Origin of the sequence: Paralimibaculum aggregatum (genome assembly GCF_030270585.1) — a bacterium.
GTDB classification, from domain to species: Bacteria; Pseudomonadota; Alphaproteobacteria; order Rhodobacterales; family Rhodobacteraceae; genus Thermohalobaculum; species Thermohalobaculum aggregatum.
Window position 1 is genome coordinate 38848 of the sequence record NZ_BSYI01000037.1, and the last position, 15788, is coordinate 54635.

13 protein-coding genes are annotated in these 15788 nt (G+C 69.7%); 5 read left to right on the plus strand and 8 right to left on the minus strand.

Translation table 11 applies throughout. From position 1 onward, the window contains the following. Positions 1-26: 26 nt before the first annotated feature. Positions 27-3338 (minus strand): Ig-like domain-containing protein, encoded by a 3312-nt coding sequence (locus QSJ97_RS18610; protein WP_285673555.1) that lies wholly within the window; start codon positions 3336-3338, stop codon positions 27-29. 964 nt (positions 3339-4302) lie between these two features. Here QSJ97_RS18610 and QSJ97_RS18615 point away from each other — a divergent pair. The 4 genes from QSJ97_RS18615 to QSJ97_RS18630 all read left to right on the plus strand — a co-directional run bounded on the left by QSJ97_RS18615 (position 4303) and on the right by QSJ97_RS18630 (position 8522). Continuing rightward, positions 4303-5493, plus strand: a complete 1191-nt coding sequence (locus QSJ97_RS18615; protein WP_285673556.1) for a hypothetical protein — start codon at positions 4303-4305, stop codon at positions 5491-5493. A 276-nt stretch (positions 5494-5769) separates the two neighbouring features. Next, positions 5770-6411, plus strand: coding sequence for a hypothetical protein (locus tag QSJ97_RS18620; protein ID WP_285673557.1), 642 nt, complete (start codon positions 5770-5772; stop codon positions 6409-6411). Positions 6412-6417: 6 nt separating this feature from the next. After that, positions 6418-7881, plus strand: a complete 1464-nt coding sequence (locus tag QSJ97_RS18625) for a sensor histidine kinase (protein ID WP_285673558.1) — start codon at positions 6418-6420, stop codon at positions 7879-7881. A 17-nt stretch (positions 7882-7898) separates the two neighbouring features. Next, a complete protein-coding gene (locus QSJ97_RS18630; RefSeq protein ID WP_285673560.1) occupies positions 7899-8522 on the plus strand; it encodes a response regulator in 624 nt (207 codons plus the stop codon). A gap of 85 nt (positions 8523-8607) precedes the next feature. On the opposite strand, the gene QSJ97_RS18635 is transcribed toward QSJ97_RS18630, so the two are convergent. The 4 genes from QSJ97_RS18635 to merF form a co-directional block, all read right to left on the minus strand. Then, positions 8608-10068: a DUF4214 domain-containing protein gene (locus QSJ97_RS18635; RefSeq protein WP_285673561.1), complete on the minus strand. Its 1461-nt coding sequence runs from the start codon at positions 10066-10068 to the stop codon at positions 8608-8610. 183 nt (positions 10069-10251) lie between these two features. Continuing rightward, positions 10252-10965 (minus strand): alkylmercury lyase family protein, encoded by a 714-nt coding sequence (merB, locus tag QSJ97_RS18640; protein ID WP_285673562.1) that lies wholly within the window; start codon positions 10963-10965, stop codon positions 10252-10254. Positions 10966-10974: 9 nt separating this feature from the next. Then, positions 10975-12402 carry a mercury(II) reductase gene (gene merA, locus QSJ97_RS18645; RefSeq protein WP_285673563.1) on the minus strand — a complete coding sequence of 476 codons (1428 nt, stop codon included), beginning with the start codon at positions 12400-12402 and terminating at the stop codon, positions 10975-10977. A gap of 10 nt (positions 12403-12412) precedes the next feature. Beyond that, a complete protein-coding gene (merF, locus tag QSJ97_RS18650) occupies positions 12413-12622 on the minus strand; it encodes a mercury resistance system transport protein MerF (RefSeq protein ID WP_285673565.1) in 210 nt (69 codons plus the stop codon). Positions 12623-13086: 464 nt separating this feature from the next. Here merF and QSJ97_RS18655 point away from each other — a divergent pair, with 464 nt between their 5' ends. Continuing rightward, positions 13087-13515 (plus strand): MerR family transcriptional regulator, encoded by a 429-nt coding sequence (locus QSJ97_RS18655; RefSeq protein ID WP_285673567.1) that lies wholly within the window; start codon positions 13087-13089, stop codon positions 13513-13515. 216 nt (positions 13516-13731) lie between these two features. Here QSJ97_RS18655 and QSJ97_RS18660 read toward each other — a convergent pair whose 3' ends face one another. Genes QSJ97_RS18660 through QSJ97_RS18670 form a run of 3 tightly spaced genes read right to left on the minus strand, consistent with a single transcriptional unit; the run spans position 13732 to position 15376 of the window. Further along, positions 13732-14289: a helix-turn-helix transcriptional regulator gene (locus QSJ97_RS18660; RefSeq protein WP_285673569.1), complete on the minus strand. Its 558-nt coding sequence runs from the start codon at positions 14287-14289 to the stop codon at positions 13732-13734. Further along, complete coding sequence (locus QSJ97_RS18665) at positions 14289-14915, minus strand: cytochrome b/b6 domain-containing protein (protein ID WP_285673571.1); 627 nt, start codon at positions 14913-14915, stop codon at positions 14289-14291. Before QSJ97_RS18665 ends, QSJ97_RS18660 begins: the two co-directional genes overlap by 1 nt. Next, positions 14915-15376 (minus strand): PepSY domain-containing protein, encoded by a 462-nt coding sequence (locus tag QSJ97_RS18670; protein ID WP_285673572.1) that lies wholly within the window; start codon positions 15374-15376, stop codon positions 14915-14917. The genes QSJ97_RS18665 and QSJ97_RS18670 overlap by 1 nt, the downstream gene beginning before the upstream one ends. Between the last annotated feature and the right edge of the window lie 412 nt (positions 15377-15788).

The window sequence follows — 15788 nt, forward strand, 5'->3', positions numbered from 1 at the left end:
GCCTTACATGGCCGGATTGCCGGCTTTCAGACCACCCAGACGCCGACGTCGAGGTTCTCGATGTTGCGGGCGACGTTTTCGGGGCTTTCGGCGAAGAAGACCAGCATGTCGGCGCGGTCGAAGAGGCCGGTCTCGAAGGCGTCGAGCCAGAAGGTGCGCCCGCCGTCGTCCGGGTCGCGCAGCAGCACGTTGTTGAACAGCGCGTCGATGAAGTCCCCGTCGCTCGGGTTCGCACCGAACTTCTCGGCGAATTCCGGGCTGTCGACGAAGAACTGCGCGACGCCCTCGCGGCTGAAGGCGCCGGTGTTGATCGCGTCGTTCCAGAAGATGAAGCCGCCCTCGTCCGGCGTGCGCGCGAAGGCCGCGGCATAGGTGCGGTAGATGTAGCCGACATCGGCGCCGCCGGCATCGAAGATGAAGGCGCCGTCGTCGAACTCGGCGCGCTCGATGCCGATCAGCAGATCGGTGCCCTGGGGGCCGTCGAAGGCGACGCCGTCGCCGGCGAAGGCGCGCTCGGCCTCGCTGCGGGTGCCGGCGAAGACCACGGTGTCGCGGCCCGCGAGCCCGTCGAAACACTCGTTGGCGGCGCTGCTCGAGAGCCGGTCCGCGGCGCCGGTGCCGCCGATCTCCGCGCAGTCCGCATCCGTGACGATGACCCGGGCCTCGGCGACGGCGAGCCCGCCATTGCCGTCGCGCAGCGCGTAGACGAAGCTGTCGACCCCGGAAAACCCCGGATCCGGCGTGTAGATGACGCGGTTCTCCACGATCGCCGCGGTGCCGTGCTCCGGATCGGTCGGGATCATGTCGAGGGCGAGGGCATCGCCGTCCGCATCGGTGTCGTTGGCGAGCACGTCGATCCCGGTCGGAAGGCCGGCGGCGGTGCCGAGCATGCCGACGGTGTCGCGGCCCGCGACCGGGCCGGCGTTCGGCGTCGCGTCGGTGCCGTTCTCGATCGAGAACACGCCGATCGAGGCATTGCCCGCGGGATCGCGCACCCGGTAGAGGAACGAGCTGGTGTCGTTCGGAACCGCATCGATGCTGTCGACATCCTCGTCGAGATCGATGGCGAAGACCATCTCGCCGCCGATCTCGAGATCGAAGGTGAGGAAGCCCTCGTCGTTGACCGCGGCGGCGAGGACATCGATCAGATCGCCCTCCGCCAGCTCGGCGACGGTCATGCCGTTGACGGAGAAGTCGGGCGGCGCGACGCCCTCGCGCTCGAGCCGGGCCCGCTCCGCGTCGCCATCGAAATCGAAGCCGAGGAAGCTCAGGAAATCGCCGCCGGTGTCGTCCGAGAGCGTGCCGATCCCGCCGTTCGAGAAGGCCAGCGCCGCCCCGAGCGAGAACTGCGCATCGAGCGGGCTGGCCACCGGGTTGCCGGTGTCCCAGCCGAGATAGCCGATGCGGCCGGTCTCCACGGCAACCCCGTCCGAGAAGGTGTAGGACAGCAGCACCGGGCCGTTGTAGTCGGGGTCCGGGCTGTATTCGAGAACATCGCCGGAGCGGGAGACCGTGCCGAATGCCGGCTCGTCGATCTCGACCGAATAGCCCGTCGCGATGCTGAACCCGCCGAAATCGAAGGCGTAGAACACGCCCAGGTCGAAGCCGAAGCCGTCTGCGGTCGCGCCCGCGCCCGCAGCGGCCGCGCCTGCGCCCGCGCCGCCCGAGTTCGGCCCGAGAAAGGCATCGCGGCCGGCCGGCAGCGAGGCCCCGCCGGCATCGACGGTGACGGTGACGGTCGCGCTGTCCGTGCCGCCCATGCCGTCGGAGACGGTGTAGGTGAACATGTCCGCGCCGCTGAACCCGGCGGCCGGGGTATAGCGCACCTGGCCGCCCTCGATCGCCGCGGTGCCATTGGCCGGGCTGGTCACGCTCACGATGGTCAGCGCATCGCCGTCGCCGTCGCTGTCATTGCCGAGCACGTCGATCAGCACGGCGGTCTCGAAGGCGGTGGCCGCGCTGTCGTCGCTGGCCGCGGGGGCGGTGTTCCCAGCCCCGGCCACCGTGACCGTCACGGTCGCGGTGTCGGTCAGAACGCCGTCGGAGAGGGTGTAGGTGAACTCGTCCGGCCCCGAATAGCCGGTATCGGGCACATAGCGGATCGTGGTCTCGGAGATCCTGGTGGCGGTGCCGTTGGCCGGCGTGCCGACGCTCTCGATGGTGAGATCGTCGCTGTTGGGGTCGCTGTCATTGCCGGTGACGACGATGTCGCTGAAGCTGTTGAACCCCACATCGGCGCTGTCGTCGACCGCATCCGGCGGGCCGTTGACGCTGACCGTCACGGTTGCGGTGTCGAGGCCGCCCATGCCGTCGGCGATCGTGTAGGTGAACGTGTCGGTGCCCGCGAAGCCGCCATCGGGGGTGTATCGGATCTCGCCGCTCTCGACCGCCGCGCTGCCGTTGGCGGGGATGCCGGCGCTGTCGATGCTGAGCATGTCGCCGTCGGCATCGCTGTCGTTGTCCAGCACGTCGATAAGCACCGAGGTCTCGAAGCCGGTCGCGGCGCTGTCGTCCGCCGCCACCGGATCGGTGTTGGTGTCCTCGGTCAGATCGCCCGCCGCGATGGTCTGGTCGGTGAACTGGAAGCTCTCGATGCCCTCGAAGCGGTCGGTGCCCTGGGACGACTCGATCACGATCGCATCGCCGTCGAAGGTGACGATGGCGTCGGCGCGGGCCACGCCCACCACCGCGGTGTCGGTATCCGCGCCGCCGTCCACCGTGTCGTCGCCCAGGCCGCCCTCGAGCGTGTCGTCGCCCTCTCTGCCGCTCAGCGCGTTGTCGCCGGAATTGCCCGTGAGGATATTGTCGGCGGCGTTGCCGGCGGCGCCGAGATCCGAACTGCCAAGCAGCGTGAGGTGGTCGTTGTAGTCTTCGGCGTAGTCGTTCCCCGGACCGACCACCGTCCTCAGGTCGACCGTGACGGTGGAGCGGATCTCGGCGCCGCTCCCCGGGGCGGAGGGGACAACCACGTCGCCAGGATCGTCCACCATGATGACGGAGCCGGACGCGCCGTTGGGCCCGCTGAAATTCCAGTTGAACGTATCTGCGCCGGTCCCGCCATCCATGAAGAACGGCCCGTCCGACGAAAGCGCCGGCGGACCGGGATTTAGGGAGAAGGGGTCCGCAAAGATGTAGTCGCTGCCTGGCCCGCCAAGCAGGCGATCGCCGTAATACCCGTAAATTGTGTCATCGCCCGAGCCACCGTCGAGCGTATCGACGAAACCCTCGGTGCCGGCTCCGTCCAGCCGGTCGTTGCCGCCATTGCCGTTGACGACGTTGTCTTCGCCTTCCGTGCCTTCGAGCGTTTCGGGACCGGAGCCCCCGTTGATCACGGCCATGTCGTGTCTCCTCGCCTAGCAAGCTCGGACGACACGAAAGGCCATCACCCAAACCACACCCAATCCAGACTCCGACCTCGGAGCTCCCGGGGAAAGCATTGATGGACCAACGGCAGACCGTCAATCATTAACACCCTCGACAGTGCATATCGGAGAACGGGCATTGTGGCTGTCCGGCGGGCTTCATGACTGCCTGATCGCGGTCTTGTCTAGGCTGTGTTGGCGAAGTCCTGCTGCCACGGGCGGATTTACAGGAGCTGGACGAAGCCGGGGACGCTCGCGGCGGTGGTGTCGTCGCGGGTGCGTGCCGCTGCGGGCGTTCCCGAGGGGGCCGACGCATCGCTGAATGCGGCTGCGCAGGGGGCATGTGTGACCGCCGACCGTCTGGCGGTCCCGCCAGCGCTTCCCGGCTGGGATGAACGCCGCGTCGCCGCCGTTCGTCCGGAGGCGGACCCGGTCGAATGGCCCCCGCGAGAGCGCCCGAGAGCCCGGCGCCGAGCCCCCCGTTGCGCCCGCGGCCGGCTGATGGGCGGGGACCGAGCCCTGACTGCAGAGCGCGCCACGGCGCACCCGCCCTCGCGATCCGGGGCGCGCCATCCGGCACGCGCCGATGATCCTTCGGCGGGCGGCACCGCTCCGGTCCCGTCCCGATCACGAAGGGCCCGAAGAAGGTCCATTCCCGGCGGCTAATCAACCCGCGAAACACGCTGTCCCCGCCTGCAGGAAAGCACCTGAACCTCACCGCGGCCGGAAGGGGAATCCACGTCCTCGACACCGCCCGGGCTTCAGCGGCTCAGACAATCGTTTCAGATCGGGAAGGCCCGGGCCTGCCTCTCTGCCGCGCCATCGTCGGGATCGCGGATTGCGGTCGAAATCGCTTGTTGGACAGGATCGGTAGGCACTAGGCTGTCGCAACGGAAGTCTGCTGGCCGATGCCAGGGAGTACCGTGCCGGAACCGTAACCATGGGTAGTGAGAACGGCTTTCTCGACCCGGTGCTCAGGATGCATCGCAGCCGGGTCCAGACAGAACTCGCCGGACAGATCGAGAGCGAGCTCTCCCGGCGTGTGACCAGCGACCCCGACCTGATCTACGCGAAGAAGGACGGAACCGCCGAATTCAAGCGCTACAAGCCCGACTGGCTCAAGAAGGAGCGGCTCACCGGCATCCGGAAGGCGATCGACAAGATCAGGAAGAAATACGAGCGGACGCTGGTGATCGATGCGGAGATCAAGGTCACCGTCCGGAAATCGCAGTCCAAGATCAAGGTGAAGCGGCCGCGGCCGCAGCCGCCGCCGCTGCATTCGACCGAGCACACGCTCAAGCTCTCGGTCGACTGGGCGGGGGCGACAAAGGGCGGCGGCACCCATGTCACCCGCGAGGGCGACACGGTTGCCCAGGTCGCCAGGCTGATCTATGGCAGCGATGTCTACGCCGCCGAGATCATCAAGGCCAGCGACGGCGCCCTGCTGGCGTTTGACCGCAAGATCCTGATGTGCGCCAAGCTCACCCTGCCGCGCCTGTTCGTGCCCACCGTGGTGTCGGACTTCGAGGGCAAGCGCCGGCCCGCACCGGTCGCGCGGATCCCGATCGCGCTCACCTATCCCACGATGGCCGTGAAGATCGGCGGTGACGTGCCCTATGCCGTGCTCACCGTCGTGCAGGGGCCGGTGATCCTCAATGCCAGGCTCTATATCGGCGGCAACGTGACCGCGACGCGCAACGGCCGCATCACCGCGCAGTTCACCTGGCCGAAATACGAGACCGAGGTCAAGAAGCGGGTCGCCGGCTTCGATTACGGGTTCACCTTCGACAGGATGGGGGCCACCAGCGCCAAGATCGGCAGCACGATCGGCAAGCTCGAGCTGAGCCTGAAAAGCTCGACGAGCAGGGGGGAGCTGGTCTTCGAGGGCCAGAGCCCGGTGTTCGAGCGCAGTTCCGGCCCGTACTCGATCAAGGGAAAGATCAAGGTGAAGATCGAGGTGCAGATGATGCCGAACCCGCGCTACCGGCCACCCGAGCCGGCCTGGTACGAGAAGGTGTGGGACTACAAGTGGGAGGCGCTCGGGGCATTTGCCGTCGCGGGGCTGCTGGTGATCTCGGCGCCGGCCTGGACGATCGGCGGCGTCGCGGTCGGCACCGCGACCGTGCTGTAGCCGCTGCCGGGGGGGCAGGGCGGCGGGCCGGCAAGCCGGCACCTTCGCGGCCGGACATGCCCGCGATCAGGAATGGCGGCCGGCTGGAGGCGACGGTCCCTTGCATGCCACGCATTTCAGGGCGCTGCGGCTGGAAAGCTGCCGCCGATCCTCGACTAGCCGGACTTTGGTCTGAAGCTTCCGGGATGGAACGGACCTAGCATCGGCAGGAGGCGGGCGCTCCGGCGCCCCGGTCACGGACCCGTCGCTCGACGAAAAAACTGGGAGGATGACAGAATGATACGCGCTGCAGCCATGCTTGCCGGAACCCTCGCCGCCCTTGCTCTCCTGCCCGGCCCGGCGGCCGCGCAGGAGATGGGGTTCTTCGTCACCAGCGTCGGGATGGGCGACGGTGCGAACCTCGGAGGGCTGGACGGGGCGGATGCCCATTGCCAGAGCCTCGCCGAAGCGGCCGGCGCGGGTGACCGGGAGTGGCGCGCCTATCTCTCGACGCAGGAAGACGGCAAGCGCGGCATCTCGGCCCGGCAGCGGATCGGCGACGGGCCCTGGTACAACGCCCTCGGCGAGCTGATCGCGGTCGATCTCGATCAGCTCCACATCATGCCGAACATCTATTTGCGCACGGCGCTCGACGAGAACGGCAACCGCGTCATGGGCCGCTATGACGAGCGCAACGAGCACGACATCCTGACCGGCACGCAGGAAGACGGCACCGCCTATTTCCCCTGGCAGGAGGGCGACAAGACCTGCGCCAACTGGACCTCGAACGGGGAGGGATCGGCCACCGTCGGCCATCATGACCGCCACGGCGGCGGCAACACCTCGTGGAACGCGGCGCATCAGTCGCGCGGCTGCAGCCAGGAGGCGCTCCGCTCGAGCGGAGGCAACGGCTACTTCTACTGCTTCGCTGCGGACTGAGGCAGCGTGAGGCGCCAGCTCACGCAGGAGCGGCCGGCGGACGCGACCATGGACCGGCTCGTGCGCCACACCGCGCGGCGGGTCTCGGACACCTGGCGCCGGGCGCCGCTGCATCTGCGGTTTGCCGCGATCGGCAGCGTCGTCGTGCTGCTCGGCATGCTGGTGATCGGATGGTGGGTCGGCCGCGAGATCGAGAACAGCGTCACGCGCAATTCCGCGATCTCGACGGCGCTCTACATGGAGAGCTTCATCGCGCCGCTCTCGCAGGAGCTGAACTCGCAGGACACCCTGTCGCACGGGACCGCCGAGCGCCTGCGGGACCTGTTCCGCGAGCCGACCTTCGCCGAGCGCATCGCTGCGGTGAAGCTCTGGAAACCCGGCGGGCTGGTCGCGTTCAGCACCGATCCCGGCCTGATCGGAAAGACCTTCGAGCCGACGCCGCCGCTCGCCGCCGCCTGGAAGGGCGCGCTGAGCGCCGAGTTCGACGATCTGGCCCATCCGCCGGACTACATCCGGGACGCGGGCGACATTCCCTATCTCGAGGTCTACAACCCGATCCACTCGATCTACACGGGCAGGATCATCGCGGTCGCCGAGTTCTACCAGATCGCGACCGAGCTGGAGCGGGACATCTTCGATGCGCGGCTCAAGTCCTGGGCCGTGGTCGGCAGCGTGTCGCTCTCGATGTCGGTCCTGCTCTTCGGGATCGTGCGCCAGGGGAGCCGGACGATCGAGCGCCAGACCGGGGAGCTGCGCGCCCGGATATCGGAGGTCAACGAGATGGCGGTGCAGAACACGCGGCTGAGGCGGCATATCCAGGGCGCCTCGCGGCGCGCCGGCGAGCACAACGAGCGGCTTCTGCGCCGGATCAGCGCGGAGCTCCACGACGGCCCGGCCCAGGAGCTCGCCCTTGCGGCGCTCAGGCTCGATTCCGCGTTCCGGCATCTCGAGCCGGATCGGGGCAGGGCGGACCACGAGACCATCCGCGCATCGCTCGATGCCGCGATGAAGGAGATCAGGGCGATCTCCTCGGGGCTCAGCCTGCCCGAGATCGACGGGAAATCCGTGCTGGACACGCTGACCCTCGCGATCGAGACGCATGAACGGCGGACGCGGAGCGAGGTCGGCGCGGCGCTGGATGCCCGGACCCTCGCCGGGCTGCATCTCGATCATCCGAGCCTGATCTGCGTCTACCGCTTCGTGCAGGAAGGCCTGAACAACGCCTGGCGCCACGGCGCGGGCAGGGAGCAGCGGGTTGCCGCCAGGCTGGACGGCATCGAGCTGGTGGTGACGGTGGCCGATCGCGGGCCGGGCTTCGACCCGGGCGACCTCTCCGCCGCAAGCGACCGCCTCGGCCTGCTCGGGCTGCGCGAGCGCATCGAGAGCGTGGGCGGCCGGTTTGCCGTTGCGAGCGCGCCGGGCGCCGGCACGACCCTGCGGATGGCCCTGCCGATCGAGGACGGAGAATGACCGTCGCAATCCGCGTGGTGATCGCCGACGACCATCCGCTGTTCCGCGACGGCGTCGCGCGGACCCTCGAAGAGAGCGGCGCCCTGCAGGTCGTGGCCGCGACGGGGACCGCCGAGGCAGCGATCCGGGCCGTCGAGGAGCATCTGCCCGACATCGTGTGCCTCGACATCTCGCTGCCCGGCAACGGGCTGGACGCAGCGCGGGTGATCGGCGAGCGGTTTCCGGCGGTGCGGATCGTCATGCTCACGGTCTCCGAATCCGACGATGACGTGATGACCGCCTTCAAGGCCGGCGCGAAGGGCTATGTGCTGAAGGGCATCGGCGCGGCCGAGCTCGTCGAGGTGCTGACCGGCGTTGCGGCAGGCGGCTCCTATGTCTCTCCATCGCTCGCCGCGCGGGTCCTCGGGGCGATGAAGAGCCCGCGAGCCGACGGCGCGGCGGCGGACCCGCTCGACTCGCTGACCCGCCGCGAGGAGCAGATCCTGGATCTGGTCGCGAAGGGCCTGAGCAACAAGGAGATCGGGCGCGAATTGGCCCTGCAGGAGAAGACCGTCAAGCACTACATGACGAACATCCTGCAGAAGCTGCATGTGCGCAACCGCGTCGAGGCGGCGCTCCTCGCGGCCGGCCGATCCCGCTGAGCGCTCGGCAGGGTGCTGGCGCCCCGCCCGGGTTTCGGGAGCGCGCGGCATGCAGCCTGCGCCGGCCGGGCGCGTGCCCGTCGCCTTAGCCGGCGATCTCCCACTCGCCGGGCGACACCTCGACGAGATTGTCGAGTTCGGGCGTGTTCGCGCGGTTCTCGTCGCTGATGACGAAGGCGACGACGAGTTCGGCGCGGGCGCCGCCGCCATCGAGGAAGGACGTCCAGAACAGGATGCCGTCGGTGTCCGCGGCGCGCTCCAGCAGGTCGTCATAGAGCGTCTCGACGAAGGCGCCGTTCTCCATGCCGTCCGGATCGCCGACCGCCTCGGCGAACTCGAACGAGTCGAGAAAGGCTTCGGCCAGGTCGTCAAGGTCGAAGCGGTCTTCGAGCGCATCGATCCAGAAGTTGAGCCCGGTCCTGTCCGGCGCCCGCCCGAGCGTCTCGGTGTAGAACAGCGTCACGTCCTCGGCCATGCGCAGCGCGTCGCCGGGGCCCTGGTCCGGGGTGCCGTCGTCACCGCCCGGCATCGGCGTGTCGTCCGATCCCGGCGTGCCGGGCGCGTCGCCGGGCCCCTGGTCCGGGGTGCCGTCGTCGTTGCCCGGAGCCGGGGCGCCGGGCGAGAGATCGGGCGCGTCCACCCCCGCCGGCAGGAGCGCCGTCAGCCCGTCGATATCCGCCTGGGTTGCCGGGCGCTCGACGATCGTCGTGCCGTCCGCCGCCTTCTCCTCGTAGATGCCGCCCTCGATCTCGATCCTGCTTCCGTCTGGGAAGGTCTGCTCGATCCGGTTCGGGCCGGTCTCGAGGATGCTGCCGTCGGCGAGGGGAAACGCCTGCGCCACGACCGCCGGGTTGCCGGCGGCGATCCCCTCGAGCCGCACGCGGTCGGTGGCGGTCGCCGGGCGCTCGAGGATGGTCTCGCCGGCCGGGTCCTTCAGCTCGTAGACACCGGCCTCGATCTCCTCCTTCGAGCCGTCGGAATACGCGACCTCGATGGTGTCGCCGAGGATCTCCACCCCGGTCACGGTCGCATCGGGGGCGGGGAAGGCGGGGCCGCCCGGCATGCCGTCCCCCGGGTCCACGGGCGTGCCGTCACCCGACACCGCATCCCCGATCGAGAGGCTCTCGAGCCGGGTGCGATCGGCCACCGTCGCGGCGCGCTCCTCGACGGTGTCGCCCGCCATGTCCTTGCGCTCGTAGATGCCGAACTCGATCTCCTCCCTGGTGCCGTCGGAGTACTCGACCTCGATGTTCGCGCCGAAGATCTCGATCTTCGTGACCGTCCTGTCCATGCCTGTGTCTCCCGCCGGCTCCCCGCCGCCCGTATCGCCGCTATCGTCGTCGTCGTCCGGCTCGCCCGCGAAACCCGCGGCGAGATCGAGAAGCCGCTGCCGGTCCGCATCGGTCGCCGGCCGCTCCTCCACCGTCTCGCCCGAGGCGTCCTTGCGCTCGTAGATGCCGGCGTCGATTTCTTCCTCGGAGCCGTCGGCGTAGGCGATCTCGATGTCCGCGCCTTCGATCTCCACGTCCACGACCTGCGCGTCCATGAGCGCACCTCCCGCTGGCTGGGTGTCGGGATCACCCTACCGGGCGCGTGGGCGCCCGACAGGGGCGGCAGTCCCCCGATCGATCGGACCAAGGTCCGAAACCCGGTGGGAGCGCTCACCGTTGCCGGCGTCATGGGCAAGGCCGGAGGACCGGCACATCCGGCCGGTTCGCCGCGGGGGCCGCTAGAGGAACGGGCCGAAGATCGCGGCGCCGGCCTCGAGCGCCTGAGACGTGCTGAAGCGGTAGCCGGAGACCGGCTCGCCACCCTGCGCGGCATCGAGGTGTTCGGCAGAGCAGTAGAAGACCATCGACCGGCATTGCGTGTCGGCGGCGCAGCCATGGATCGGCTCGACCCCGGCCCAGACCACGATGCCCGGCGGAACCTGCCCCGTGATCGACCGCCCGTCATTGCCGGTGCCGATCCGCAGCTTTCCGGCGCAGTGCGCGCAGCGCGATCGGATCAGCGTCGGCCGGCCGAGCAGGGCACCGATGCCAAGGGCATCGATCGCGCACATGGCGTTCACCGACACCTCTCCGATCTCGACGACATGCCCGGTGTCCCGATCGGTGAACGGGTAGGCGCCCTCGATCTCGCCCTGCCGGCACACCACCAGATCGCGCGCCACGAGTTCGTCGAGATGCCGGGCGATCGCAGCCGCGGCAAGCCGGCGACGCTCGGCGAGCCACGCAAGCCGCGGCGCGCGCCCGGTCTCGCGAAAGCTCTGCAGGATTGCGCGGTGCGTATCCCGCGCCGCCTCCCCGAGACCCTGCCAGCGCGCGAGCATGCGATCCTCTCGCAGGAGATCGAGAAGCGCTGCCTCGACCAGCGGAGAGGTCACGGCCGACCAGTCCGGGAACCGGGTGTTCGGGCCGATGGTCAACGCGAACCGCGGCATCTCGCGGCCTCACCCTGCACAGCACGAAAGCTTGCCGACATCCCGGTCGAAGGTCTGCGCCGCAAGCTTCAGCCCCTCGACCGTGGTGAGGTAGGGGAAGATCGTCGCGCCGAGCTCGTCATGGGTCATGCCCGCCCGTATCGCCAGCGCAGCCGTCTGGATGCTGTCCGCGCCCTCGGGGGCGAGGATATGCGCGCCGATGAGCTTCCTTGTGCCGGCATCGGCAACGAGCTTGATCAGCCCGCGGGTGTCTCTGGCCGCCAGCGCGCGGGGCACATGCTCCAGCGCGAGAACGCTCGTCTTCGTCGCGATGCCCGCCGCCTTGGCGGCCGCCTCGGTGTAGCCGACCGTCGCCAGGTTCGGGTCGGTGAAGACGACCGCCGGCATCCCGGTCGCATCGTAGCGAAGGCTGTCGCCGTTCAGTGCGTTCGTGGCGGCGATCCTGGCGCCATAGGCCGCCATGTAGACGAACTGGTCGCGGCCGGTGACATCGCCTGCCGCATAGACCCCGGCCCTGGTCGTGCGCATCGCATCATCGACCAGGATCGACCCGCGCGCATCCGTCTCGATTCCGGCATGGCGGAGGCCGAGCGCCTCGGTGTTGGGCCTGCGCCCCGTCGCGACCAGGACGGCCGACGCCTCCAGGGCGCGCGTCTCCCCGCCCGCGCGCACCCGGAGCGCCGCTCCGGCTGCGGTGCGCTCGATCCGCTCGTATGCAATGCCGCTCACGCTCGCGATGCCCTCGTCGCCCAGATATCCCGTCAGGGCATGGCTGATCTCCGGCTCGGCTTCCGGCAGCAGCCCGCGCCGGCTCACGAGCGTGACCCGGGCGCCCGCGCGGGCGAAGACCTGCGCCAGCTCCGCGCCGACATAGCCGGCACCGATCACCAGCAGGGAGGGCGGCACGGTCTCCAGATCGAGGGCCGAGGTGCTGTCGAGAACCGGCACCGTCTCGATGCCCGGAATGCCCGGCAGGGCCGGCCTCGACCCGGTGGCAACGACGATCCTGCCCGCCGCGACGGCATCACCGCCGACGACAAGCCTGCCGTTCGCCTCGAAGCGCGCAGCCCCCGGGAGGTAGCTGATACGGTCGTAGGACGGCAGGAGGCCGACGTATTTCGCGGCGCGCAGCTCATCGACGAGCGCCTGCTTCTGCGCGACAGCGGCCCGCCAGCCGGTCACGCGGGCTTCGGCCTCGATCCCGTCGAAGCGTGCTGCCGCCCGGGCCTGATGGATCGGCTCGACGGCACGGATCAGCGCCTTGGAGGGCACGCAGCCGACATTGACGCAGGTGCCGCCAATCGTGCCCGAGCCGATCAGGGCAACCCGTGCGCCTGCTTCAGCAGCGGTGATCGCCGCCGAGAAGCCGGCCGACCCTGCGCCGATGACGGCGAGGTCGAACGTGGTTCGCGCGCCCGGCGCGCCGCGGTCTGACATGTCGTCTCCTTTAGGAGTTCGCGCGGCTGCGCCGCCAGAGTGCATAGGCCGTCAACCCGGCGAAGATCGCCAGCGCCGGCAGCAGCACATAATCGAGATAGCCGGTCAGGGCCGACAGCCCGACCGCGCCGAGAAGAACGACGAGGATCGGCGTGAAGCAGCAGAGCGCGGCAACGATCGTGCCGACGATGCCGAGCTTGAGAAGGCGACGTTCGTTCATCTGGCGCTCTCCTTCGGCAGCGGTTTCAGGATGGCCGGACCACGCCGGCGCATCGGCAGGGTTCTCCCGTCGGCGAAGGCCAAGCCCGCTGCGGGGGCTTCGGGGGATGCCTCGGCGTTCAGGGCCCCTTCGGCCGGTTCCATGCGCTTGCAAACCCTGGTCGGGCAGGCCGGGCGGGTCGCGGCGACCGCGTCTGCACCGGCCCTCGGGGCCAGTGCAAACGCACCGGGAGCGAGAAGCCCCGCTGCGAGCAAGTGCTGCGATCCTGCCGACATGGCACGCCTTTCATCCGGCCCGGAGGGCCCTGGGACCGGCAGGGCTGTCTTCGCCGCGACAACCGGGGTCGTGGCGATACGATCGAGGGCATGGTGGGTCACGGCGGCGATCCTCGAACCTGCTTGCCTTGGACTGCGATCGCCATAACCTAGGCTCTGTAGTGACTACAGGTTCAAGGGGTCATCCGAATGGAGTTCACGCCCACGTTCATCCCGATCACCCGAGGCGTTCTGGCCAAACGCTCGGGCTGCAACCTCGAGACCATCCGGTACTACGAGAAGATTGCCCTGCTGCCCGCCCCGCGCCGCAGCGCCGGCGGGCAACGGCTCTACACCGATCAGGACCAGAGGCGTCTGCGCTTCATCATGCGGGCACGGGAGCTCGGCTTCAGCATCGACGAGATAAGAAGCCTGCTCTCGATGGCGACCGCCGGCACCTATACCTGCGCCCAGATCCACGGTCTGACGGTCGCCCACCTGCAAGACATCCGCAAGAAGCTCGCCGATCTCGCGCGGCTCGAGCGCACGCTCTCGGAGATCGCCGACAGGTGCGCGTCGGACACGGCCCCCGACTGCCCGGTGATCGACGCGCTTTGGGAAGATCAGGAGCAATCGTGATCGCGACTGCGCCCGGACACGGCAACCGAGGCTTTCGCAGAGAGATGGAAGGCGGGCGCCGGCGCCAGGCCGTTTCCGGTGCGCCCGTGGCCCGGCCCGCCCGTGGGGATGGTCCGGCATCACACGATGTGCCAGCGGCGGCCGCTCTCCCCCGACGGGCCAGGATGCCCGACAGGCCCGGCGTCACCGGAGAGACAGGCAGGCGGCGCCGCGCCATCAAGCTGCGGGCAGGCGAGCCGCATCGGCGCCAGAGGGCTCTCCGGCGACGGGGCCTGCGATGAGGTCGTCCATGAAGAGGGACAGCAGCTCGGCGCGGCTGGCGACGCCCGACTTGGCGTAGACGCGCGCCAGTTGCGCCCGGACCGTGCCGGCGGCGGCGCCGCGGAGCCCGGCGATGGCGGCGACATCGAAACCCTTGAGTGCCAGGAACGCGACCTCCGTCTCCGCGGGCGTCAGGCGCCACGCCGCGAAGCGGGCCTCGATCAGGTCGGTCATCGCGCCGCGGGCGGCGGAGAGGGCGGTCCGGCTCCGCTCGGCCTCCTCGAGCGTGCGGCGCATCTCGAGGGCGCCGAACAGGACGCCGAGAACGAGCGCGAGGGCGACCGCCGCCTCGAGCACGAGGTGGAGGTCGGCCCCATCGAAGGTGATGTCGGCAAGCACGTCGCCGACGAAGAACACCGCCGCCATCGCCTGAAGCGCCAGGACCAGCGCAAGGGCGGTCTCCCGGCGACCGCCCGGCGCCTCGCTCCACCGGCGCTGTAGGCGGCGCAGCATCACGACCCCTTCAGCATCGGGCGAACGAGGTTCCGGCCCGACAGCCGGCTCTCCAGCGCGACACCGCCGACATGCATGGCCGCGAGGAGGAGGAGCAGGTTCGCCGCCACCTCGTGCACCTCCTCGAGCGCCTCCCCGGCCGCGCTCTCCGCGCCGCCGTGTTCCTCGGCCGCTTCGTCATGCCCGGCGACGACCGCTGCGCGCCCGTACCCGGCCTCATCGCCGGGCCGCGGCGCAAGCGGCGAGCCCGCCATGGCGATGCCGGTGGCCGTCACGACCGCCAGCATGGCCCAGAGCGCATAGACCATGAGCGCGCCGAGCGGGTTGTGCGAGCGATGCACCCGGTGCCGGCCGGAGAGCATGTCGGAGAGATGCGCGCGGGCTGCCGAGAGGCTCGGCGGAAAGGCCGAGAAGCGCGCCGGCCCCGTGCCGGCCAGCCCCCAGACGAGCCTGAGCGCCAGCATCGCCAGGGCCGCGTAGCCGATCCAGACATGGATCGCTCCGCCCTCCTCGATGACAAGGCCGTTCAGCAGCACCGCCGCGGCGATGCCCCAATGCGTCAGCCGCACCAGCGGATCCCAGCGCGGGCCGGCCGGCATGGCGGTCTCTTCGCTTGTCCCGGTCATCAGTCGTCCTCCGCCTCGATCTCGGCGATCCGCCCGTCGCGCGGGTCGATCTTGAGCTCCCAGCGCCGTCCCGCGCGGTCGGCACGGACCTCGATGCGGCCCCGCTCGCGCTCGTATTCCACGATCCGGTAGCCGTCGGCCTCGAGCTGCGCGCGGAGCGCGCCATCGTCGACGCCGGGCAGCGGCCAGGGTCCGCGACGACCGCGGGACTCGAGGCGGGTCACCGCGCCGCTTTCGGCATCGAGATAGGCCTCGACACGCAGCCCGTCCTTGACCGCGATCAACGCGATGCGGCCGTTCTCGCGCGCGAACTTGGTCAGCGCGTAGCCGCTCTCTCCGAGCGCCGCCGATATCTCGCCCGGCCCGGTTCCCAGCCGTGCGCCTTGGGCGGGTTCGACGGCGAATGCCGCAGGCGATGTCAGCGCCGCGAGAACGGCGGCGACGAAGATGCTCCGGGTCATGCTGGCCTCCTGTATCCCGATCTGCCGGCATCGATGCGGCCGGCCTCCAGGGGGATGGGAAGCGATGCGCCGCGGAGCCATCCATCGGACGCTTACCCCGCGGCCCATAAGCGCCCGCTTACGGGCTGCCAGGGCTCGTGCGTCACGGCATGAGATCGTCGATCCTGCCGTGCATGTGGACGGCGCCGATGCGCTCGAGGATGTCGCTGGGGCAGGCTGTGGATCGGGATGGCATGCTGTCTCCCTGAGCGGGGGGCGGCTTCCAGAACTTGTCCACTGGAGGGCTCGAACGGGCCTGCCGGTTCCGTGGTCCGGATGGGCGGGGGATGAAGCTCGTGGATGCGATCGCGGCACTGCGCCGGGAGCATTTAGTCCGCGGCAGGGCGACCGGGGAGATCTGCCGTGAGCGGCA